Raw genomic sequence first — 21,674 nt, 5'->3', positions numbered from 1 at the left:
AGGATCCGAAATTCAAGAAAAAAGGCCTCCAGCGCTTACGGGAAAATCGCTGATAGCTATGAATTCAGTAGTGAATGAGGGTCCCCCACCGGGCCAGCGCTCAGTCTGCCGCGGCCACTCCGTTGCGCCCGGCGTTCTTGGCCTGGTAGAGCGCAGCGTCGGCGCGGCGCAGCAGGCTCTGGTAGTCGGGGTGGCCGTTGAAAGCCGCTACGCCGATGCTGACGGTCACCTGCAGGGTTTGATCGCGCGGCAGCTGAAAGGCTTCGGCCGCCACCTGCTGGCACAGCTTCTGCGCCGCCCGCTGTGCCCCGGCCAGCGGCGTGTCCACCAGCAGCAGCAAGAACTCTTCGCCACCCAGGCGAAACAGGTAGTCGCCGCCGCGCGTGTGGTGGCTGAGCACCGCGGCCATCTGCTGCAGCACCATGTCGCCGGCCTCGTGGCCATGCCCGTCGTTGATGCGCTTGAAATGGTCGATGTCGATCGCCAGCACGGCAAAGCTGCTGCCGCTGTCGCGCGCGTAGTTCACCTCCTTGCCCAGCACCACCGGCAGGAACTTGCGGTTGAGCAGGCGCGTGAGCACGTCGCGCCCGGCCTCGAGCTCGCTGTTCTGCTCGAACAGGGCGTCGAGCTGGAAGGCGATGCGCTTGCTGTGCTCGCGCAGTTCGCGCAGCCGGGCGATGCGCTCGTCGGCACCGTCGCCGGCCTGGGCGAAGGCGGGCAGCAGCGCCTCGTCGATGTGCTGCATAGTGCGCAGGATGGCCTCGGTCTCTTGGGTGCCCTGGAACACATGCGTGCCCTTGTGGCGAAACCACAGGCCAAACTCAGAGGCCGCGAGGCGCGGCAGCTGCACCGACTGCAGGCCGACGGCATGGTCGAACATGAGCTGGTTTTCCCAGTCGAGCAGGGCGGCGCGCCGGCGCTCGCGCTCGGTCGAGACGTTCTGCGCCACAGCGAACAGGCGGTAGGCCTCCTTGGCGCGCGAGTTGCGGTCGCGCGAGCTGGAGTACGCCTGGCTCATGATCTCCATGGTCAGGTCCACGACCTGCGCGACCAGTTGCATGGCTTCGACACGCGCTGCGCCATCGGGCGCTGGCCCATCCTGCAACAGCGCGTGCATTTTTTCCTTCAGGCTGCGGGCGCCGCGCAGCACCAGGTGCACCGGCACATCGATGCGTGCATGGATCTCGCCAATCTTGTTCTGCTGCGCGACCACGGGCACCAGGTCGTCCTCGGGCTCCAGGGCGAACACGCCCACCACCCAGGCCTGCATGCACGCGTGCAGGCGGCTGTGCACCTGCTCGTGCGAGAGGAACGCGGACGCCGCCGTATCCCCCATCATCTGGGCATAAAAGTGGCTCGCGAGCGCCTGGCGGTGCGCTGCCGCCAGGGCGCGCACCTGCTGGCGCACCGGCTCGCCGTGGCGATGCAGCAGTTGGCGCCATTCGGCAGCGTGTTGTTCGTCGGTGTGTGAGGACATCTATCTACAAGGCGGCGCGGGGCGCGCAGTCGGGTGAAAAAAGGCACGGCACCAAGGCCGCAGCAGACCAAAAAAGCAAAAAGGCCCGCAGCGCTGCAAGCTGCGAGCCCGGGCGGGCACCGGCCGGAAGGCCAGTCAAAAACCCCGGTTAGAAAGGTTATGCCTACTAAAAATTGTTGATAGACCGTTCGATGCGAGTGAGTGAAGCGCACCTGCAGTATAAAAAATGTTGGTAGCGGGCTGGGAAATGCCATTTTTCGTCGAGAGGGGACGCTTTTGGCCAAAAGTGTGGGTAGAGCCTACCATGTCGAAACGCGCCATGACGACCAGCGGTCCATCGAAATGGAGCCCCCCTCGGAACGCCACGAATTCCGATGAATTGCGCCAGCTGAAGCCGAAGAGCCTATCCAGTGCAGGCGCTGGACATCGTTGACCGCCATACCGATTGCAGGCGACCAGGATGCTGGCGCTGGCCACGGACAGCAAACGACCCGTTGCAGTCCTTCACGGTGCGCTGGCCAGCGGCAGGTCTGCAGCGGTTCCAGTCAGCCACGGCCGTACCATGAACTCACGTTTTCCTACTCGGGAGCGGTCATTGGGAGGTTCCACTTGAGCCAGCTTTGCTATCGGGTTGGGATTGAAACGACGACGATTGGCACATCTGTGATTCGCACAGACAAACACTGTTCAATCTCACTGGAGTTGTCATGCCGAAATCGAAACCTGTCTATTTGGCCTGGAATGCTGGCAAGGATGCCTACGCCGGAAATCGCTTGATTGCCGAGCATGGTCCTATGCAGGCAGTCAACATGATGTCCAACACTCTTGCTAGCCACAACTCGAACCTGAGCACGTTTGAGGCCATTGGTATGGCTACCCATCTGCTTCAGTACCACACGATGCTGGCTCAAGGGATCATGCCTTGCCATGAGACACGTAAACGCACCAAGGTACCCAGCACCAGCAACGTCTTCTCGCTCATGCCCATTCGCAAACCCAACGGCAACTGAGTTTCTGCAACGAGCTGCGACCTTTCGATCCCTAGTTATGACTAAAGAATGTGAATCCGTAGACCTGCGCACTACTCTCAAGACCGTCAAGTCCATCTTGAGTTGGACCGATGCGGAATGGGCCAGCTACGTGTCTGAGCTTAAGCCCAATGAAAAGCGCGAGCTCAACGAAGAGCTGGACTTGTTTAGCCTTGTGTTGAGTACCATGAAGCAACGCTATTACAACTGGACCAAGGCATGCTTAGTTTGTGTACCTCATGAGTACCTGAACTTGCTTAAATCAGACTGGATGACACAGCCCAACACGTCGCCAGAGCACGAAAAGGCCATGCGCCATTTCAGTCAATACTGCTCGCATAAGAATCTGCTGGAATTTTTCACGGACTTGGAATTGGAACCATCCAAAGAAACCGAGTCCGATGCCAAGACTGCAGAGCACAGTGAGATCCGTGCTGAATTCATCAAACTGCTTTATCAAAATCTGGCTCGTGTTTTTAACGACCGTGGGCTTGCAGGCAAAGCGATCACCGACAACCTGTTTATCAAATCTACAGGAGAAATCTCACCGCGGATTTACCAAAGTGGTGAGTGGGAGCAGATCCGCCAGAATCTAGGACCATATGCCTATCTTCTGCTTGATGCTGATTCCGCCCTTGCCAGGGATCCAGTCAGCAACAGAGTGGCGACTTTCATTCGAAGGACTTCCATTGAGAATAATGCTGCCTGCGTTCAATCGTGGAACGCCAATGCTCAAGTGCTCCATGCAATCCCAGATGAATTCAAGCCCAAGGTAAAAGCCGCCAAATGTATACGCACGCCCTTGTTCGCACTGCTCTTACACCATCTGGGGTTGAATCGTGCCTTCCTTGAGTACAGCGCGCACTACCTCGATCTGCATGAATATGCACCGACACTCATTGAGTCCATTGCCTACTATTACAACCGCGGGATCCACGTTGAGAACGCGTACATAGACTCCTGCGAACAATCCACGGGCCAGAAGCAGTACGACAATCTTGAACTCCTGATGGAGTTGGTCAAGGACGTGCTGAAAATGCAAGCCGATGAGGTCAAGCCATTGCCGCGTGGAATCTCGAATGAGCAATGTGAGCGGATATTAGATATCGCGCTCGGAATTATCCGTGAGGATGAGCGCATCCCTGGCTACCTGCGTCGTATCGAGTACAGCCAAGGTGAAAACGCGGCCAATGGCATCTTCAGTACCATCTTGAACACCAGTGCGTTCTGCTTTATCTGGCTTCACCTGCACAGCACGCAGGTGTTACCCCGCGTGCATGGCCGCGCTCACGCCAAGCACGCGCTCTTGAATGAGAGCTTGAGTGGCGGGGAGATGCCGACGGTTACGAAGAATCTACTCAAGCACATAGTGATGGCAGTACATCGCAGCGAGCAGCACATAGCTATCAATGATGAAGCGATGGAGCAGTACTTACTTGCCAGATACTTCAATTTTGTTTCTCTGACCGAGAAGTTGCGCACACTTAAAGCACTAAGCTTGCATGACTTCGATCTTTGGGCTCAGGAAAGTCAGTTTGCAGAATCACTGGCGCTGGCCGAGGGTGAAATTCTGATGTACCGCATACCGGCTGACCAAATAAGCATCTCATTGGCGCATCCCATTCCAGATGGATTTTGGCCGACGGCAGCATCAATATGAGTATCTGATATGTTGAGTGCGTAGGGCGAAAATTCGGGTAAGGATGCCTTGCAATTGCTGCTCTGGGTATGCGCCTTCATTGGCGGGTAGAACCGGATCGCGGCAAGCAGCCTGAACCAGCCCTACACCCCTAGGGCTGGTTTGTAGCCATAGCTGCCTGCCACGCTCGCATCACGACTGACTAGTCTCGGCTACTTCTAGGTCATTCGAGAGAAGTAATTTTTTAATGCTCCGCCCCATTAAAAACTGTCTAATTCGCAGTGAACTCAAGGCTTATACCGAATCCCAGTCACTGGGTTCGCGCACTTCCGGGCTACCCCCGAGGGGGAGCAAGACGGAGTGAAATTTGATACGAAGATGTCATCTCGGACTCCGCTTGAGCCAGCTTTTCTAGCAGCTTAGGCTTGAAAGAGCGACCATTTGTTGCCTGTGCCAAACACAGACAACAAATGTTCAAACTAACGGGCTTCACTACTTGAAGTCATAACGGAGAAAATATGGCCGAAAAAATTGAAACTATTGATGAGCTGGCATTCCAGTTGAGCGACGACCCATCCGACTTCCACACTGTTGGCGACTTAGTTGATGCTTTGGTGAATCTTGGCAATACAGACAAGGTATATGTCTGTCACGATGATCACCTTGGCCTTAAGATGGATCTGAGCAGCACATTTCTTTCTACCGCTATCGATGAGACGGTCGATCTCCAGTTTGAAGAAGAGGTCAGTCGCGTGCTTGAGCAAGCCAATATCATCATTCCTTTGTCTGAACGCCCATTGAATCAAGATGACTTGGATGAGATCGCAGAAGATCGCGCTCGGCTCGGCCTAAGCGACTAATAGCCAGTCACCTTGAAAAGAATGCCGATCGAAACTTTGGTCGGCTTTTTTATGCACTCTATCTCTGATGACGTTCTGGCAAACAGGTGTTGAGACGTCGCCCCCACTGAGCTAGACCCCCTGATTTAAACGACCAGCTTTTCCTAAACAGTTTCAAGCCCTGAGTAGGCTTTTACCCAAGCCCCTGCTGAATGACTGCTCCGGGCATCAGCAGTCATTTGTATTTAAAGGTTGAACGACTGCAGTCAGCCTAAACCGGTCCACCGTTGCGGTGACTTCATCAGCCGTTTTGGGCCGACTGTAGCCTCAGCTTGCCTGGGACTACCGCCGCTTCTTGGATAATTTGACAACGCGCTTTTCAGCCATTCCCAGTGCAGCACGAGCGAGTGCATCGGCTTCTCTGTTGCGATGGCGCGGTATCCACACCAGGGTTGCCTGATCGAACGAATGGAGCAGTGCCCGCGCCTCATCGAACAAGGAAGCCAGCCGGGCAATCGGCTTTGCTGTGCCGCTGCCGACCTGTGCAACGACCACACTGCTGTCGCAGTGGATGCGCAGCGCACCCGCCCCACGCAATTTCAGTTCCTCAAGCGCCGCCAGCAGAGCTCTTAGCTCCGCCTCGTTGTTGCAGCCGCTCTCCTGCGCCGCTTGCGAAAGAGTGTGGCGCGTTCCATCGGGCTCGGTCAACACAGCGCCAAGGCCGATGCGGCCGGGGTTCGGCACGGCGCTGCCGTCACAGTAAACAAGCCAGGGTTCCTGTGCCATGTCCGCAGATCGCGGCCGAGGTTCGGTCCCGGGTGCTGAAACGGTCATGCTCGCTCGAGTGACCATGCGGCCGTCACCCTCGCCGGGCCAGCAGCGCACGAAAGGCTCTCGCATTGAGCTGCGCCTTGTCTTCCATGCAGTTGTTGAACACGGCGTGCGCGTACTTGACCGACCGCGCCATCGGCTCAAAGCGCTGGGCCAGGGCCTGCAATTCGCCCGCCGTGTACGCATAGTCGAACCGCTCGGCTGCTGTCCTGGCCGGCGTTGCGTAGGCCTGCGCATTGCGACCGTGCAGGCGCAGCAGCGTGTGCTGCGGATGTGTGGTCTCCCAGATGCCCGGCACGCTGTGCGCTGAGCCCTGCGGTCCGTCGACAATCGTGTGCACCACGGCAAGCGCGCGCAGCATCGCCAGGGTCTCTGCGGTGGCCTCTGCGTTCTCCCACCAGCTGGGGTGGCGGAACTCGACGCTCAGCGTGTGGCCCGGCAGGCGCTCGAGGCAATGCTCTATGTGCGCGACGGCCGCTGGGTGTCTCGACACCTTCGGCGAGAACTGGAAGTGCACGAGGCCGAGCTTGCCGTCGGCCTGCAGCGGCGCGAGGCATGCCGCGAACCGCTGCCACAGCTCTGCCCGCAGCTCCTCGGCCAGGTCCTTGTAGACCAGCCTGCGGCCCGCGCCGAGCGCCTGCCTGATGTCCTTGGGCAGCACGTCCGTGCTGGTCCACTGCCCGGTGAAGAGGCTGAACGCTTTCACATTGAACACAAACCCCTCGGGCGTGCGCTCGGCCCAGTGCTGGGCCGTTGCGACGGAGGGAATCGCGTAGTAGCTGGTGTCGACCTCGACGAGGTTGAACTGCGAGGCATAAAAGCGCAGCCGCGCCTCGGGCGACTTGGCGCTTGCGGGGTAGAACCTGCCGCACTCGAGCAGCGTCTTGTCTGTCCAGGATGCCGTTCCGACCAGCAACGCCATGGCTGCCTCCTTGCGTGCATCGTAGCTGCGGGCCTCTCTAAAAGACTGTATATTTATACAGCACGCATTGCAGGAGAAGCACCATGCAAACCGTCGAATGCACCTACACCGTCACCTTGCGTGACTATCCGGAACAGCTCCCCGCCACCGAGCGCATCGCCGCCGAGGGACGCTACGCCCAGGAACTCGAGAGGCAACTGGGCGGCCCCGAGCAGGTGGCGGCCGCCCTGGACACGATGACAAGCCTCGAGGAAGCCCCGCCCCAGATGCTCTCGCCGGGCGACCTCACGCTGCTCAAGGCCTGGGGCAAGGCCAGCGTCGCAGCCAGGCAGGCCGGGTTCCGTGGCCTCGCCGAAGCGCGCAGTGCGTACTTTGACGTGTGGCTGCCATGAAGGTCGAGATTCACTACCGCTGGCGCGTCCAATCCCCGGCGGGCCGGTGGCGCGCGACACGCTACAGCGCGTCCGAAGAGGCGATCCGCAAAGAGTTTCCCGAGGCGACGCCCGTGCAGGGCACGCGCACCGAGCGAATCATCCTGGACCAGCCTGCGGAACTGGTGTGCGCGAGTTTTCACAGCCCACATGCCAAGCTATCGGTGCTGATCTGGCCGTGCACCATTCCTGGCCGGGACGGCCGCATTCCGCTGGGCGGGCACGTGAGCGACTACACCGTCACGCAGGACGGCGCGGACTGGGTCGTGGTGCTCCACGGCACGACTGATGCACCGCGGCCCGGGCCCGTGCGTGTCGAGGCCGCGCCATGACGGCACCTTGGGACTATCCGACCTTGCTCTGCACGCCTGGCCGCACGGGTGGGACCGCGTTTCCGCGAGAGACCGTGCTGCCGCTTGAGCCTCAGGCCTATGCGATGGCGCAGGACGGCAAGGCCTGGCGCGTCACGGTCAGGCACACGGGCGAAGTGATCTATGCGGGGCCGGGGCCGGTGCAGCTGGTCGCGTCACCGGCGCCGTTCTGAACGCCAAAGACCGGGGGCCCCGCTCTCGGGTCGCAGAACCTTGGATGCTGCGGCCGTTGACGCATTCGTGCCCGTGCGTGCCACGCGCTGCAGGCCCGGGCTTGGGCTCAGTGCTGCGGCGAAACCTTGGGCAAGAACTCGACGCCCGTTCGCTTGACCAGCTCGGCGTAGCTGATGGGCCGGCCCACCATCTGTCCCTCGCGGTTCTCCTGCCAGTGAGCCCAGGCCCGCTGGGTGGTCGCGTCATAGACGAGCTTGTACAGGTAGGTCGGGACCTTCACGCCATTGGCCCCGATGCGGGATCCGTTGTCGGTGAATACGGGTCCCGTGATCACATAGACATCTCCTGCGGCCCGGCGCACGTAGCGCCGGGTGTCCTGCTCGATCTTGCTCCAGGCACCACCGTTGTGCTGGGCATTCTGCGGAACCATGTTGGCGAGGCTGAAGCTCTGGGCCATCGCGGTCGGCGTGGGCATGTCGCCGGCTGGGGCCATGTGCCCGCGGCTGTAGCCCGAGTGCTTGTAGTCGTCGAGCTCGGCGCGCTCGCCGCTCGGAAGGCGTGCATCGGCAAAGAACTTCTTGGCCCGCTTTTCGTCGGCATCCTCGATGCTCTGGCGGTTGAGGCGCTGGGCCACATAGAGCGGCGTCTTGCTCGCGCCGCTGTGCAGCACCGCAAAGGCCTCGTAGCAAAGCTCGCGAAGCTGCGGCTGGCGCGTGATCGCAGGCGGCTTGCCGTTGGCAAAGAACTGCGGGCACTGGGCAAAGCTCGCCGGATGCGGCGCGCCGAGGGCGGAACTGTCGAACTGCGGTGCGCGTGCAAGAGAGAGGCTGGAGAGGCCGGCGCCGGCCAGAGACACGACGAGTGCGGCGGCCAGACGCCAGCGGCGGGGCCAGGAAAAAATCGGATTCACAGCAATCGGTGGAGATGGAAGAGCGGCCGATTGGAGCATTTTTTAGCCCAGCTACAAGGCCCAGAACCCGGAACCGGCTGGGATTCAAAACTGCCCGCAAGGCTTGTGTCTTCACGGACATGTCGAGCATCAGGCGCAGTGGGCGGACTTGCTCGCGATGACGGTGACGCCGTGTCTCGAAGACACCGACGCCGGTGCGGTGCTCGCATCGCTCGGCAAGCGCTGAGTTTGCCTTCGCGATCGGAAGCCGAGCGCGCTGTCTTTGGAGCGCCGAGGCCGCGCTGCCCCGGTTGTGCCGAAGGGGGACTGTGCGGAGCGGACCTGAGTGGCTGGCGACAACACCACTGCTGCTTGCCGCGAGCGGCGTCGTTATTGGCGGTTCGTTTTGGTGTCAGGGCCGTTCTGCAAAGGTCTGGGTGCGGCTGTTCGAGCCCATATCTCTCGGGCTCGCAGGTCGGGGTCACCCGGATAGAACGCGTCCAGCACGTCAGTAAAAACACGCTCGTCGGGTGCCGCCAAAGCAAAAAGCGTCATACAGGACCGCAGCTTCATGTCGTCGGGCGAGCCGAAGATGTCATGCGCGGTTTTGTGCCTGTGCTCCAACACGATCTGGGCGCACTGCTTCAAGCGCATGCCCAGAATGGGGTGCCGCGCATATTCTTGGGCCTCCGCGTTCGATGCGATGCCATACAACTGGGCTGTGGCACTGCGGCCCAGTTCCTTGAGCTGCGGGAAGATGAACCACATCCAATGGCTGGTTTTCTTGCCCGCATGCAGTTCTGCCAAGACCTGTGCGTAAACAGGCTCCTGCGCTTTGAGAAAACGCTGCAGCGGCATCATGGCCTCCTGGGCAAGGGCTCCCGGTCAGAAGGAGCGGCTTTGCGTGGCGTTCCTTCGTCGAAGCATGCAAAGCCATGCCCCCTGCTCAGATAGCGAACTGCGCGCGGTCTTGGCCCGCGATCCACCGCGGCGGCTTGCCGCGCCCTGTCCAGGTGGCGCCAGTGGCCGGGTCGCGGTATTTCGGCGCCACGGTGCCGGTGGGCTTGCCTGCACGGCCTGCCTTCTTGGAAAACACGTCGCCCTCGTTCAAGCCGTATTGGGCGATCAGTTCACGCGCCTTGGCAATTGCGGCAGAAATTTCGATGTCACGGGCTTCCGCAATCTTCTTGTCGAGGGCTTCGCGTTGAGCGAGCAGTTCTTTGTAAGAGGTCATTTGGTGTCTCTAAAAAAGATAGCACTTTTAGCATACCTTCTGCCGATCAAATCGGCTGTGAGCTATACCTGTACCTGTTGAGGATCGGCCTTTGACCGAATGGATGAGTGGCCCGGCGAAGCTCCCATTTGGCTTATGGCTTTGCGCTAACCTTGGCGGGTCGGAGTTGCCAGCCGCCTTTTTGGGGCTGATCCGCACCAGGACTACCGGGTGTCTGTGCCAGTAGGCGGGAGTACCTGGACCGCATCCACTGTGTCCCGCTCAGGCATTTGCCTGGCTAAGTTCGACTTGGGCATCTTCCACGATGGCCGCGTACACCGGCCTGCACGGTTCGGGTGTGGGCGACGCGGATGCCTCTACAAAACTGACGCAGGCAAAGAATGGACCGGCCATGTCGCATCGACCGGTTGAATCCGCCACCCAGAGCAGCCATTCACTCGGGCGGTTCCGATGGTTGCTATGCAGCGGTTGCTGCCGCTCGGAACTGCAGAGTGAACTCACGGTCTCTGCAATGAAGCAGTCATACGGAGTGTTGGCCTTGAATGCGTCGCTGTGAACGCGACGCCGCCAGCGTGCGCCGGTCTGCTGATCGGGGATAGTGCTCACGTGTCCACCAAGAGTTGAGGTGGGCACAAGGCTCCTATGCCACGAGCGGGCTTTCAAGATGGTCAGACTGGACGCTCACCATACGGAAGCCCCTTAGCCGATCGACAACCGCTTTCAGTAGACTGCAAGAGCACAAGCACGGAGGTCAGTCACGCAAGTCAGGTGCTGGCGCATACCAAGTAGCCATTGTCCCCAAAATATTGCAGACCACGACCTACGATTAGTTTCGGCCTTTGAAGCCCGCAGGCGCAGTCTTCTTTTCCTTCGGTGCAGGCACCTTTGCTGCGCTCTTGAACGTTGTGAGGTCAACTTCGAACAGGCTCACTGCCGCTTGGTTGTTTCCGTGTACATGGGCGATGTGTCGTTCGTGGTGTTCCTTGAATGGGGCTTGAGCCGTCGATCCACCATACTGCCCCGTGTTCGCCAACATAACAGGTTGGTACATGTGGAACTGAAGGGCGCTTGCCATGGTGTCAAACGTGTTGATGTCTTTGTTGAGTGCTGCGATCACGAAGCCATCACTGACGTCACGCATGTCCGCAGACAGCTTGAGATCGGTGGCGTCATAACAAATGGCACCGGTTAGGTTGGCCGATGTGCCCTGCTTGTCCGAAAACTGAACAACGACCTGATAGGGCCTGTGCCCAACCACGCCATTGCTCACCTCCCATGGGATGCCGTTCTGCTTGCCCTGGTAGACCGTCGCAATGCTCCGACCAGCTTTGGTTGTTTGGCGAAGCAACCAGAAGGCACGATTGATGGGCTTCTTGAGATAGGGGTGTTGGACAAAGGTCTGCCCGGCGAAGATAACGGCCCCGGTGCTGTCGGACAGGCGTTTCAGCAGCCACATATCATCTGGATGAATGGCCAATTCAGGAAACACGATCAAATCAAGGCGTCTTGCCTGATCGACGTCGGTCCTCTTGGCTGCAAACCGACCCGCAGCCAACTGCTGAGTGATCAATCGACACATAGATGCCAAATGGGCGCGATGGCGCGCGCGGTACTCAGGCATCCACAGTAACGGATCGGTTGAGGAAAAATCAGCATCCTTCGGCATCAAGGTTTGAACCAGAGCCACTTTAAAGCTACGCAGATCCATGGACGCACTGCCGTCTACCGGGAGCAGATATGCGGGCAGTTGAGACAGTTTTCCGTAGCAGCCATGCTGAATCTGTTGACGCTTCGTAATGAGCCTGAGAAGGTCTGCAGGGTGTCTGACAATACTGAACTCTGCAATCCCATCCCTTTGCAATTCCAGACCTGGCCATTGCAGCAGGCGCATGATCAGCTCGTTGAGCCAAGGTGAGATCGGTGTTGGCTCAGCCCCCAGGCCTGCGGTCAGTGGCATCAAGCCCATCCGGCGCTTGTACCAGCTGCTTTGAAGACCGCGGTAGCGATCAAAGGCGCTTTCGCGCAGCGGATAGTGGCGAGAGGTGTAGTCGCTCTCACCTACGATGGCCGCACGCAAGAGCCTTCCCAAGCGATAGGCCCAACGCATATCAGCTTGAACCCACGGCGGCGTTTCAGTCCACGGGGGCGCATAGATCACACCATCGATGATGGAGATCTCGATGGACGTTTCAGGATTTTGGATCGTTGGCCATTTACGGCATTCAACATCGATCTTGTGAATGCAAATCCGGTCGTCTTCTAGTGCTTGAGCACCGTTATTCAACAAGGCCGACGCCAGCTTCAGCAGCGCATTTTCCTGAACGAATGGATTCTCCGGATGTGCTGTGATTCGGGCCAGCGACCTCTTGCCGGGGCGCCAATCCGCCAACGGTTCAGAGTGATCCAGCGACGCAGTCCATGGCACGTGCAAACGAACTCGTTCCAGCCATGCCTTCCTGGAAGTGGCGCTATGCGCGCGCAGAACATCGGTTAGGACCGCAGGTTCAATCATGGCGACTTGGTCAATCAGCTTCATGGCTTGAGATTTGGTCAACTTGTCCAGCCAATGGCCGAGCCAGATCACGAACTTGGCTCGCTCCCCCGTGATACGCAGAACCAGCAGCCCTGCGGTCAAATAGTCAGTATCCGGCTGCTTTGGAACCTCATAGCGAAGTGCTGAGTGAAGCTTTGAGTACTGGGTCAGCTCCCTCTGCTTACGAGGCAGATCTATCGGGAACTGCATCACTGCCATGAAAAGCGCAATCTGCTGGTGTAGGTACCAAGGCAGCTTTGGCTTGGAAAGCAGACCCAGTGCAAGCTGAATGAGTTCCGCCCTGTACGCATGGATGTCTGAATCCGCAGGGTAGCTTTCTGGCCGATGAAGTCCGGTCTCAACAGCAGCAGCTTTGAACAAATCGGCCAGCACATAGAGAGCAACGAGAGTCTCCTTGTTGAGCTTCGCCAGCTTTGACAACAGCGCTTCAGTCACCGGCCGCAGAAGTTCCACGGACGGGAAAATGTCCACTCCGCAGCGAAGCACAGTAGTCAGAGCGGGGTTCCTTGACCAGCAAGCCACCAGCTTGCGAGCGACGGCCTCCATCTCGTGGTCCAGCGCGCGCAGTTCACTGACCTCGGTACTCGACATGGCGTCGAGACCCGGTAACTCCGGATCGGCCATACTGCGCCGAAGTCTCAGGACCTGACGAAGGCGATTTGCCGCGAACCTGCGGATCGTGTCATCTCTAACGTCCACCTTGGGCAGGGCAATTCTTGACAGTGCAAGTAAATTGCCGTCCACGTGGATGTCGTCATTGAGTGCATCAGCGAGCCACAACAAGTGATCAAGACTACCGGTGGCTTGGAGCAGCGTGGTGGGATCAGGTGCAGTGCTGATTTGTCCTTGCACTCCTCTCATGAACTGCGAAGTGCTGCCTTGCACCGCAAAGTCTTCCCAGGCCACAGCTTCAGACTTTTCGGGATTGGTACTCAAGCGGGAACCGTCACCCTCGTAAGCTTCAAGCGCTTGATTGATCCATGCGCTGATACCGGAAGCCAAATGCTCCAGCGGGAGGTTTTCCGCCTCATTCAAGGGCAAAGCAACCACCAGCCGCATGTCATCCACATAGCGGCAATAGTCGAGCAGCTTCACGGTGGCAAGACCTGTATCGGTCAAACTTTTGCTGATGTGCGACACATCGATTTCTGTGTCAATTTTGGCAGCCACCTGCCTGTCAAAGTCGTGCATGTAGGCATTAGCCAAGAAGCCGCTGGCAATTAGCCCCTGGGGCAGGCCCATGGTCAAACTACCGACTTTCTTGCTGTCTTCAGCATGCCAGAACCATTGCAGTACACGCTCGGCAGCTAACCAGAATGCGTTCTGATCGGCTTCACCTGTCACGGCTTGAGGGGCTCCAAACTCCTGGGCGTAGGCCGCCCACATTCCCTTCAGGCGAGCCAGCGCGCGAGATTGATCGACGCAGTCGTAGAACTTTGCTAAGTCGAGCTTGACCACGTACAGACGTTTGCCTTGCAGGGAGGGCAGCAATTCTCTGCAGACGCTGGCTGGGCGCTCCAGAAAGCGCTCATAGTCCTTGAAGAACTGCGAGTATGTGGTTACGTTGCCCCATCGAAAGCGGGCCTGCTGTCTGCCCGTTGGCCCGGATGACCAATCACAGAACAAGCGGTTGCCATAACTGAGAACATGCTTGCGTGCGGCGCTGGCGCTGGGGCAACGAGATGAGTCGGTATTGCCCTGCAGGCTCTCAACTGCATCAGCCACGCACATCATGACTGCTGTGGCCATGACCTGATCACGAATGGTCAGGTGGGCCAGTGGGCGCAGATCTGGTTGCTTGACTTCCTTTCCCTTGGCGTCAACCTGCGGCTTGAAGTGCCACCCGCCTGTTTTCTCCTCTGGGAAATACCACTTTGCGTTTTTCGGTGCTTGGACGACTCTGGCAGGTGTTGTCTTGTGCAGATCCGGTCCAAGATTCAACTCTGACGCCCATTCATGGAGCTTCTGAGGCAGCAGGAGAGACGTCTGTTCCAGTTCAAGAGTATCGGCGTACCAGTTGTGACGCCTAACATCTGAGTCGGTCTTTTTCCAGGCCTGGGCCAACACAGCTTCGTCGGTCAGCAAAGCCAGGCTGGGGCCAAGCCTCTGGTACTTTGGGTCAAGGATACTCACAAGATTTCCTGTTCTATCTGAGCTCGGGCTGAATTGTCATGTTGTGCGTCGATCCTCTCGGTCGACCGACTCTCGCTTCAATGCTCAGTCTGCAGCTCCGCGACAAGCTCCTTCTTTGATACCGCACTATAGTCATCGCGCTTGAGCTTGAGGTTGTCGAGCATGAAGCCGTTGGTCAGCTCGAATCCATCAAGTAGCGAGTACCAGTTCAAGACGTATAGCTTCATGCGCGGGTCATCGGCGACCAGGCCGGGCTCTCCACGCGCGATAAGATTGTTGAGGCGGCTAGGTATTTGCGTGTCTGCGGATGAAATCTGTCTTCCCAGCAGGATTAGCTCAAAGTGCATCTTCTCCGACTTGAACTCTGGATAGCGCTTGATGATGTCCGCGTAGTCTTCGAGCTGCCGAAGGTGCTTTTTATTCAGCGAAATTGCCGGGCGCTTAATTTCCACGACGATGCACTTGAAGACCTTCTGCCCCGACGAATCGAAGGTCGGAAACTTTCGCGCCAAGAAGAGGTCGGATTGCCGGTTTGCACCAGCTAGATCCTCCTCGTCGGCCACATCTTCCTCGTCCACTTTCGAGCGCGCCATAACGTCCTCTCGCAAGCGTCTGGCGATTTTGGTGAAGCTATCCTCCTCCGCGCCGATGGTCTCGTAGCGAGGACCGAAAAGCCACGTGTTGCTCTCGATGATTTTCTGCAGGTCAGGCGTCTCTAGCACTTCACGGTAGTGCTCGTTCATGATGTATCGGAGTTGCTGAACCGCTGCGGTTCGGCGCTGCAGGATTTCGATGCTTGCGACAATGTTCTCAAGGCTCGAACGACGCAGTTGGTTCGCGAGTTTCTCCATGGACGCTGCGTCTAGGTCGAGCGCGTCATTGAGCACATCAAGTAGCGCATCGTTCTCGTTCGACACAGCCAGCCTGTCCAACAGCCGAATGATTATTTTGGCCTGCTTCTTGTTAGCGTTGTGGAAGACGCGCGGGTCAGCAATGTAGATTTGCCTCACCATCTCTCTCGCGTGCTGGTGCCTCCAAGCCTTCTCGGGCTCATCCAACCCGGCGTAAGTGGGGAAGTAGCCATCCTTCTCATAACCCTGCACCACCTCTTCTGCCCGCCGGCGGAGGAACTCGTCATAGACGGACTGGTTGAGCTGGTCGAGCTGGGCTTGAAATTTCCGCCAGGTGCGAGACGTCGGCGTGTGCGCGTCTGGCTTCAGCAGGTCCCTCTCTTTAGAGAAGGTGTCGGCCCAGGCGGAAGTGACACAGACGCTGGTGAAGAAATTTGGTTTTTGATTCAGCGAGCTATGGACCTTGTAGACGAGCTCACCGCTCGAATTCATCAGGTACAGAAACGACTTCTCCGATGTGGGGCGGCGCTCCCATCGAATCACTTGTGCCTCGAAGACCGCATCGTTAACTTCGATGGTCTTCCTGACAGCCTCATGCGCCGGGACAGCTACGGGGATGCCATTTAGCAGCAGCTTTCTTTCAGAGTGCACCGCCAGGTACCAACCGAACTCCACGGACAATTTCTCGCGAAGGTCCGCCATCGCTGGCAGACTGCTGGTGAAGTGGGTCAACTCAACCAGGGTGCCACGGCCTTGCGCGATCAGTTCCTCTCGCTGCTGCTGTGTCTCAAGTGGACGGCCGACAAACTCTTTGATGCTTGCTGCGTCGACATCGATGACCGCATCTACGCTGCTCGACCGGGTGAACCAGGATGCATTGCGACAGAGTAGATGGAACGCGAGCCGTCCGCGCCCGTGCGCGCCCTTTAATGCGAGGTTTGCCTTCTTCGCGGAATCGTTGAAGCTCCCGAAGGTGTCGTTCAGTGTGTCGAAGTCGATACCGTGACCATCATCTTTTACGATGACTCGCTCGATGCCGTGCATGCTGTTCTCGACCAAGTCGACCGACACACTGGTTGCGGCTGCATCAAAGCCGTTCCAGGCGAGTTCAAACAGCGGCTGCCAAATCTCCGCAGTCTTGAAGTGCTTCTTGATACCCTCGTTGCCAATGGCGGCAACTCCCTTGATGACAGAATTCTTCGTCATGTGCGCCCCATCTTCTTCTCGGAGATTGTGGCATGCGGGGCCGCACCTTCCTGGCCTACGAAGCGGGAGGACAGCGGCCGCCCGTGCAGTTTCTCTCCGGCCGAGGTGTGCTGGTTCCAGCACAGCTGCTGGCAGTAGACGCGCAACATGGTCTCGACGGGCAACGGCGGCGCAAAGGCGCAAGACGCGCCTTACGTCGAACGTTGAGCCTCAGCTTTCCGGGGGTCCGCCTCACCCAGGCCGGATTCCGTAATGGGTCGGGCGCACCAATTGGTAGTTCGTTAGAGCTTCCCCCGACCCGGGCGGGACGTCGGACCGTGGCTACCCTGCCCAGGCCTGTGCTGAACGGCCGGTCCTGGAGGTGCAGCGGTCCGCCGTCCCGCGAACTGTTCAACGACTGGTACTGGTAGTAGCTGTCCTTGAGGCGCCGAAACTGAGCGACAGCACCCAGCCTGCAGCGGTCGGTCGTCCCGCCGCATGGAAAGTCAGCTCCGGGCCACATGGGAATTGCGATAAAACACATGTTCATCGAAAGTGCACCGCACGCTGCCTGCGGCACGCCCAAACGCCTCGGGGCGATGCCGCGCAGCGAAGGCGGCGGCCCCACTGCCCGGTCAGAGCGTCGCGTCCTTGAGTTTCTTCAATGCGCGCGTCTTGATCTTCACCGATGCCGGCTTGGCCGGGAACCAGCGCTCTTCGCCCGTGAACGGATCCTTGCCAAAACGCTTCTTCTTGGCAGGCATCTGTTGCAAGCCGATCTTCATGAGACCCGGCAGCGTGAACTCTCCCGATCCCTTCTTGTGCACGGAGCCCAGAATCGCAGCCTCCAGCGCGGCGAGCACGGCCTTGGCGGCCTTGGGCTCGACACCCGAGCGCTCGACCAGGTGGGCAATCAGGGTGGTCTTGTTGAATACCGTCTTGATGGGTTTGATGGGGGCCGCTGCCGGTTTAGCGGCTGCAGGAGCCGCTTTCTGGACGACGGGTGCCGCCTTGGTGGTCTTCTTGGCGGGAGTGGGTGTCTTCTTTGCAGTTGCCATGGGAATCTTGTGGGGTTGTAGGTTGAAATTCACTGGCCGATGTATTCAGACAGGCGATTCGATTCTAGGAGCAGCGCGCAAAGGCACCGCACACCCCTGCGCCCTCCCATAAACTTAGGATCTTTCACGCAACAGCATCGCGCGGCATGCCCGGCCGAGATGCCTTTGAAGGAGCCCCATGCCCATTTCTCCATCGACCCTGTTGGCCCTGCAAAAGGCCGGGGAGAACCTGCACACCGCCCAACAGGCGTTTGCGCGCGAAGTCCAGTCGAACGCCGCCCGTGTGGTGGGCATCGTCGCCAGCGAGCCTTTCAGTAACGAGGCCGACCGCGCCTACGCCCAACTGCGCGCCATCGCGCGCATGGCGCATGAGCTGCAGGGCATCGAAGAGCAGCTCAAGACCTTGTACGGGGCAGCGGCGGAAATGATGCAGCCCGAGACGCCCGTCATCGTCGCTTTGGCGGGCCATGGAGCACGCGCGCAGACTCGTCCAGGCACGCGAAGCCTTGAAGCGGCGCAAGACGCTGTCGTCAAGGCGGCGCCGCAACGCCCGCCGTCCAAAGCCAAACCGGTGCGAAAGACGGCGAAGGACCCGGCCAGCCCGCCCCAACGCTTGAGTGCGAACGATGAAAAGGTCCTGGCGCACCTCAAAACGGTGTTGGACCGGCGCAGCTGGACTGCTTTGAGCCAGGCGGCCATTGCGCAAGGGGCCGGGATTCCCACAGGGTCTGTGGGCTTGGCGATTCGCAGAGTGGTGGCCGCGGGGGCGGTGCGCGAGAAGGGCAAGGGGACCTATCGCCTGGCTTAGCCCAAGCTGCCATTCCTGCTGTATTGCCGATGTAGCTCTCACTTGCGAGAGCTGCCGCGCTGACTTCTCTGGCGCGACCGGCTGAAAGCCTGTTCAGCTGCTCGAGTTGTCGCCCCAGGAGGCGGCGCCTGAGTCGGGAGGCGTAGACTGCGCACAATGCACAGGTCCCTCCTGTCGAAGATCGCCATCGCGCTCGCTGCGCTCATCGCCGCAGCACTTGCCGTCGCGATTGCGTTTGGCGGTCCCAAGCCGATGCCGCCGATGGAAAGCATCAACAGCCCATTTGAGGCCGTTGACTTCTCGGACTTGCCGCCTCTGTTGCGCTACAAGGGTGAGGGAGGCACCGTGCTGGCCTATCGCCGCTACGCCACTGCAGGAGAACCCCAGGGAAGTGTCGTTCTCGTTCACGGCTCGTCAGCGAGCAGCAACAGCATGCATGTGCTGGCCAAGGCGTTTGCCAAGGCCGGTTACGAGGCTTATGCGCTGGACATGCGAGGACACGGCGCCTCGGGCGCAAAGGGCACGATTGACTACATCGGCCAACTGGAAGACGACCTCGCAGCGTTCGTGCAGATGGTGTCGTTGGCAAAACCGTCAACACTTGCTGGGTTTTCTTCTGGCGGCGGCTTTGTGCTGCGTTTCGCCGGCAGCGAGCGACAAGACGCGTTCCAGAGTTACCTGCTGCTGTCGCCGTATCTCAGCCATGAGGCTGCGAACTTTCGGCCCGGCAGTGGCGGGTGGGTCAGCGTTGGCATCCCGCGAGTCGTCGGCCTGGCTGTCTTGAGCCGGCTCGGCATCCGCAGGTTCAACGCTCTGCCAGTAACCAACTTCGCGCTCAGTGAGGAGGCGAAGACATTTCTGACGCCGACGTACTCCTTTTCCTTGGCCGCCAACTTTCAGCCGCAAAGAGACTACGAGGCGAACATCAGGGCGGTGCACCAGCCGGTGGCGGTAGTGGCAGGAGCAAGCGATGAGGTCTTCAAGACAGACACGCTTGAGGCAATCTTTCGCGCGCAAGGCAAAGACTGGCCGGTGACGCTGCTGCCGGGCATCGGGCATATCGCGCTCACGCTCGATTCTCGCGCTGTCAATGCGGCTGTTCAAGCGGTGGAAGCGATGCCAAAGCGAGGGGTCTAACCCCATTGCCCATTGGCTACCGACATGTCTTGGCTGTCGTCCCCACCTCATGCATCCGGCCAATAGCTGCTACTGCTTACTATCGATACCGGATGTCCAACATTTGACAGGAGTAGCGACCTCCAGAAAGTGTCGTCATTCTCCCGCGCAGCAACCGCAAGGAGCCGCGCAACTACGACCAGCACCTGTATAAGGCGCGCCACGTCATTGAGAACTTCTTCGCTCGGCTCAAGCAGTACCACTCTATTGCCACGCGCTACGACAAGACGGCTCGTAACTTCCTCGGGGCGCTCCACCTTGCCGTTGCTATGGTTTGACTGTCACGACAGCGCTATTCGGCCGCGTAGCGCACTCGGAGCTTGACTGATGACACGCCCTAGACGGACACGGTCAATTTTTGGTCGGCGACAACCCCATGGACTTCGCGTTGGAGGAACGCCAGTACTTGTCGCGCACCGTTTCAATATGGGTGCGCATGGAAGCTTCCACTTCTTCTGGAGTTCCGTTCTTGAACACGCTCAGCATTTCTTCGAGTTCAAGCACGTTCGGCTTGTCCTGTGAAGGCGATCCGGAAGGCTGGTACCACATGCTCATGGACCGATCAAGCAGACTGAGCGCAAAGGTGGTCAGGATGGCATTACCTGCTGCCGCATAGATGGTCTGATGAAAAAGCCGATCCGCCGTCATGCTGCCGCGCCGATCATCTGCGTTGTGGCATTCCCAAGCCCGGGCAACGATGCTGTCGAGCTCCTCGAGAAGAGGGGCATCAGCGTGAATCGATGCCATGCGTGCCAGATACGGCTCCACAAGCAATCGGGCAGACAGCAGTTCGTGAAAACTCTCCAGCGTTTCAGCCCGGACGAAAATCCCTTTTCGGGGCACTATTTCCAGCAGACCTTCCGCGGCCAACCGGTGAATGGCCATGTGCAGCGGTGTTCGCCCTATGCTGAGCTGTTCGCTCAGCTCAATGATGTTGAGCTGGTCACCAGCGCGCAACTCATGCTGTAGCACCAGTTGTTTGAGCGTGACATAGGCCTGCTCGGCCAACGAAGGTTGTATGGCGCGCGATTTCTTGGCGGGAGAGGGCTCTGCACTGGTGTCGTGAGAAGGAGATGTCATTCAGTGCAAAGCCCTATAGCAAAACTCAATCGGCTTGAATTTTAGCTTCGCGGATCACGGTCTGAAACTTCAAGCCTTCGTCCTTGAGAAAACTGGAGATGGCGCTGGGTGCCATGTTAAGGGGCTCCATGCCTTGTGCAGCAAGCGCCTTTTTGACCTCCGCATCTTTGAGGGATTCTCCCAAGATCTCGGTGAGACGCGCCAGTTGGGCAGGTGGTGTGCCATTGCGGGCCACCATGACAAACCAGCTTTGGGAAGTAATACCGGGCACGCCTGCTTCGCCGAAAGTAGGCACATCGGGCAGTGCTGGCGAGCGCTTGGGGCCGACGACGCCCAAGGCCCGGAGTTTTCCGGCCGCGATGTGCGGCGCAGCTGTTCCGACATCGGCAAACGTGGCATTGACCTCACCACTTAGCACCGCCATGAGCGCTGGGGCGCCGCCCTTGTAGGGAGCATGCGAAGGGGTGATCCCGGTCTTCCTCTTGAAGAGTTCGAAGCCCAGGTGACCAGAGGATCCGTTGCCGAAGGACGAGTAGAAACTCGCATCCTTCCTCTCCTTGGCGAATGCCAGGTATTCCTGCACTGTTTTGGCAGGAACCGATGGATTGACGACCAGTACATGCGGATTTTCCGCAACCCCGGACACCGGCGCGAAGTCCCGGGCAACGTCGTAGGGTGCCTTGCCGAGCAGGTAGGGGTTGATGACGGTGCTGGAACCCATCATGAACACGGTGTGGCCGTCGGCAGGTTTGCTGAGCAAGCTTTGGGCGCCGATATAAGTTCCCCCGCCTGGCTTGTTGTCCACAACCACCGGTATGTTGTGCTGGCGCGTGATCGCCTGTCCCATGGCGCGTACGATGGAGTCGGAAGAGCCCCCAGCGGTGTAGGGAACGATCATCGTGAGCGTGGGCTGACCAGTCTGCGCAAAACTGGCGGGTGACGCTACGGTGAGGGCCGTCATGGCAAGGCAGGCAAGAATGCTTTTCATACAAAA

At 59.0% G+C, this 21,674-nt stretch carries 23 protein-coding genes; 10 read left to right on the top strand and 13 right to left on the bottom strand.

Going from position 1 to position 21,674, the window contains the following annotated elements:
• Window positions 1-100: 100 nt before the first annotated feature.
• Complete coding sequence (locus tag B2J86_RS08940; protein WP_173025289.1) at window positions 101-1,477, bottom strand: diguanylate cyclase; 1,377 nt, start codon at window positions 1,475-1,477, stop codon at window positions 101-103.
• 707 nt (window positions 1,478-2,184) lie between these two features.
• Between B2J86_RS08940 and B2J86_RS08935 the strand changes: the two genes are divergently transcribed.
• The 3 genes from B2J86_RS08935 to B2J86_RS08925 all read left to right on the top strand — a co-directional run bounded on the left by B2J86_RS08935 (window position 2,185) and on the right by B2J86_RS08925 (window position 5,004).
• Window positions 2,185-2,487 carry a hypothetical protein gene (locus B2J86_RS08935; protein ID WP_173025288.1) on the top strand — a complete coding sequence of 101 codons (303 nt, stop codon included), beginning with the start codon at window positions 2,185-2,187 and terminating at the stop codon, window positions 2,485-2,487.
• 97 nt (window positions 2,488-2,584) lie between these two features.
• A complete protein-coding gene (locus tag B2J86_RS08930; RefSeq protein WP_173025287.1) occupies window positions 2,585-4,165 on the top strand; it encodes a hypothetical protein in 1,581 nt (526 codons plus the stop codon).
• A gap of 497 nt (window positions 4,166-4,662) precedes the next feature.
• On the top strand, window positions 4,663-5,004 hold the full coding sequence (locus B2J86_RS08925) for a hypothetical protein (RefSeq protein WP_173025286.1): 342 nt from the start codon (window positions 4,663-4,665) through the stop codon (window positions 5,002-5,004).
• 321 nt (window positions 5,005-5,325) lie between these two features.
• Here the strand turns inward: B2J86_RS08925 and B2J86_RS08920 are convergent, their stop codons facing one another.
• Both B2J86_RS08920 and B2J86_RS08915 read right to left on the bottom strand, forming a co-directional pair.
• Window positions 5,326-5,769 carry a ribonuclease HI family protein gene (locus tag B2J86_RS08920; protein WP_173025285.1) on the bottom strand — a complete coding sequence of 148 codons (444 nt, stop codon included), beginning with the start codon at window positions 5,767-5,769 and terminating at the stop codon, window positions 5,326-5,328.
• Window positions 5,770-5,842: 73 nt separating this feature from the next.
• Entirely contained in the window at window positions 5,843-6,736 is an 894-nt protein-coding gene (locus B2J86_RS08915; protein ID WP_173025284.1) for a DUF72 domain-containing protein, read from the bottom strand.
• A gap of 83 nt (window positions 6,737-6,819) precedes the next feature.
• On the opposite strand from B2J86_RS08915, the gene B2J86_RS08910 reads away from it, so the two are divergent.
• From B2J86_RS08910 to B2J86_RS08900, 3 genes are read left to right on the top strand one after another with little or no spacing between them, the layout of a single operon-like run.
• A complete protein-coding gene (locus B2J86_RS08910) occupies window positions 6,820-7,128 on the top strand; it encodes a hypothetical protein (RefSeq protein WP_173025283.1) in 309 nt (102 codons plus the stop codon).
• Window positions 7,125-7,499: a hypothetical protein gene (locus B2J86_RS08905; protein ID WP_173025282.1), complete on the top strand. Its 375-nt coding sequence runs from the start codon at window positions 7,125-7,127 to the stop codon at window positions 7,497-7,499. The genes B2J86_RS08910 and B2J86_RS08905 overlap by 4 nt, the downstream gene beginning before the upstream one ends.
• Window positions 7,496-7,711: a hypothetical protein gene (locus B2J86_RS08900; protein WP_173025281.1), complete on the top strand. Its 216-nt coding sequence runs from the start codon at window positions 7,496-7,498 to the stop codon at window positions 7,709-7,711. The genes B2J86_RS08905 and B2J86_RS08900 overlap by 4 nt, the downstream gene beginning before the upstream one ends.
• Before the next feature lie 107 nt (window positions 7,712-7,818).
• On the opposite strand, the gene B2J86_RS08895 is transcribed toward B2J86_RS08900, so the two are convergent.
• Window positions 7,819-8,622, bottom strand: a complete 804-nt coding sequence (locus B2J86_RS08895; protein WP_173025280.1) for a DNA/RNA non-specific endonuclease — start codon at window positions 8,620-8,622, stop codon at window positions 7,819-7,821.
• Window positions 8,623-8,725: 103 nt separating this feature from the next.
• Here B2J86_RS08895 and B2J86_RS18400 point away from each other — a divergent pair, with 103 nt between their 5' ends.
• Window positions 8,726-8,848 (top strand): DUF3303 domain-containing protein, encoded by a 123-nt coding sequence (locus tag B2J86_RS18400; RefSeq protein WP_371736330.1) that lies wholly within the window; start codon window positions 8,726-8,728, stop codon window positions 8,846-8,848.
• Window positions 8,849-8,991: 143 nt separating this feature from the next.
• Here B2J86_RS18400 and B2J86_RS08890 read toward each other — a convergent pair whose 3' ends face one another.
• The 7 genes from B2J86_RS08890 to B2J86_RS08860 all read right to left on the bottom strand — a co-directional run bounded on the left by B2J86_RS08890 (window position 8,992) and on the right by B2J86_RS08860 (window position 17,616).
• Entirely contained in the window at window positions 8,992-9,462 is a 471-nt protein-coding gene (locus tag B2J86_RS08890) for a DUF1810 domain-containing protein (RefSeq protein WP_173025279.1), read from the bottom strand.
• Window positions 9,463-9,547: 85 nt separating this feature from the next.
• Entirely contained in the window at window positions 9,548-9,835 is a 288-nt protein-coding gene (locus tag B2J86_RS08885; protein WP_173025278.1) for an H-NS family nucleoid-associated regulatory protein, read from the bottom strand.
• A gap of 261 nt (window positions 9,836-10,096) precedes the next feature.
• The gene (locus B2J86_RS08880; RefSeq protein ID WP_173025277.1) at window positions 10,097-10,441 is read right to left on the bottom strand and encodes a hypothetical protein; all 345 of its coding nucleotides are present in this window, start codon (window positions 10,439-10,441) and stop codon (window positions 10,097-10,099) included.
• 220 nt (window positions 10,442-10,661) lie between these two features.
• Window positions 10,662-14,522 (bottom strand): RNA-directed DNA polymerase, encoded by a 3,861-nt coding sequence (locus B2J86_RS08875; RefSeq protein WP_173025276.1) that lies wholly within the window; start codon window positions 14,520-14,522, stop codon window positions 10,662-10,664.
• A gap of 77 nt (window positions 14,523-14,599) precedes the next feature.
• Window positions 14,600-16,579 carry an ATP-binding protein gene (locus B2J86_RS08870; protein WP_173025275.1) on the bottom strand — a complete coding sequence of 660 codons (1,980 nt, stop codon included), beginning with the start codon at window positions 16,577-16,579 and terminating at the stop codon, window positions 14,600-14,602.
• Window positions 16,576-16,728, bottom strand: coding sequence for a hypothetical protein (locus B2J86_RS08865; protein WP_173025274.1), 153 nt, complete (start codon window positions 16,726-16,728; stop codon window positions 16,576-16,578). Before B2J86_RS08865 ends, B2J86_RS08870 begins: the two co-directional genes overlap by 4 nt.
• Before the next feature lie 465 nt (window positions 16,729-17,193).
• Complete coding sequence (locus B2J86_RS08860; protein ID WP_169170648.1) at window positions 17,194-17,616, bottom strand: HU family DNA-binding protein; 423 nt, start codon at window positions 17,614-17,616, stop codon at window positions 17,194-17,196.
• Between the two features lie 202 nt (window positions 17,617-17,818).
• Here B2J86_RS08860 and B2J86_RS08855 point away from each other — a divergent pair, with 202 nt between their 5' ends.
• The 3 genes from B2J86_RS08855 (at window position 17,819) to B2J86_RS18395 (ending at window position 19,878) form a co-directional block, all read left to right on the top strand.
• A complete protein-coding gene (locus B2J86_RS08855; RefSeq protein ID WP_254068019.1) occupies window positions 17,819-18,424 on the top strand; it encodes a hypothetical protein in 606 nt (201 codons plus the stop codon).
• A 156-nt stretch (window positions 18,425-18,580) separates the two neighbouring features.
• Window positions 18,581-19,561, top strand: coding sequence for an alpha/beta hydrolase (locus tag B2J86_RS08850; RefSeq protein ID WP_173025272.1), 981 nt, complete (start codon window positions 18,581-18,583; stop codon window positions 19,559-19,561).
• 137 nt (window positions 19,562-19,698) lie between these two features.
• Window positions 19,699-19,878 carry a transposase gene (locus B2J86_RS18395; RefSeq protein WP_371736357.1) on the top strand — a complete coding sequence of 60 codons (180 nt, stop codon included), beginning with the start codon at window positions 19,699-19,701 and terminating at the stop codon, window positions 19,876-19,878.
• A gap of 73 nt (window positions 19,879-19,951) precedes the next feature.
• Here B2J86_RS18395 and B2J86_RS08840 read toward each other — a convergent pair whose 3' ends face one another.
• Entirely contained in the window at window positions 19,952-20,680 is a 729-nt protein-coding gene (locus tag B2J86_RS08840) for a GntR family transcriptional regulator (RefSeq protein ID WP_173025271.1), read from the bottom strand.
• A gap of 25 nt (window positions 20,681-20,705) precedes the next feature.
• The gene (locus B2J86_RS08835; protein WP_173025270.1) at window positions 20,706-21,668 is read right to left on the bottom strand and encodes a tripartite tricarboxylate transporter substrate binding protein; all 963 of its coding nucleotides are present in this window, start codon (window positions 21,666-21,668) and stop codon (window positions 20,706-20,708) included.
• Window positions 21,669-21,674: the final 6 nt, after the last annotated feature.

The organism is Acidovorax sp. SRB_14 (assembly GCF_012932145.1).
Lineage (GTDB): Bacteria > Pseudomonadota > Gammaproteobacteria > Burkholderiales > Burkholderiaceae_C > Simplicispira.
The sequence above is the reverse complement of the archived record's forward strand: the minus strand, read 5'-3'. Positions and strand labels throughout refer to the sequence as shown.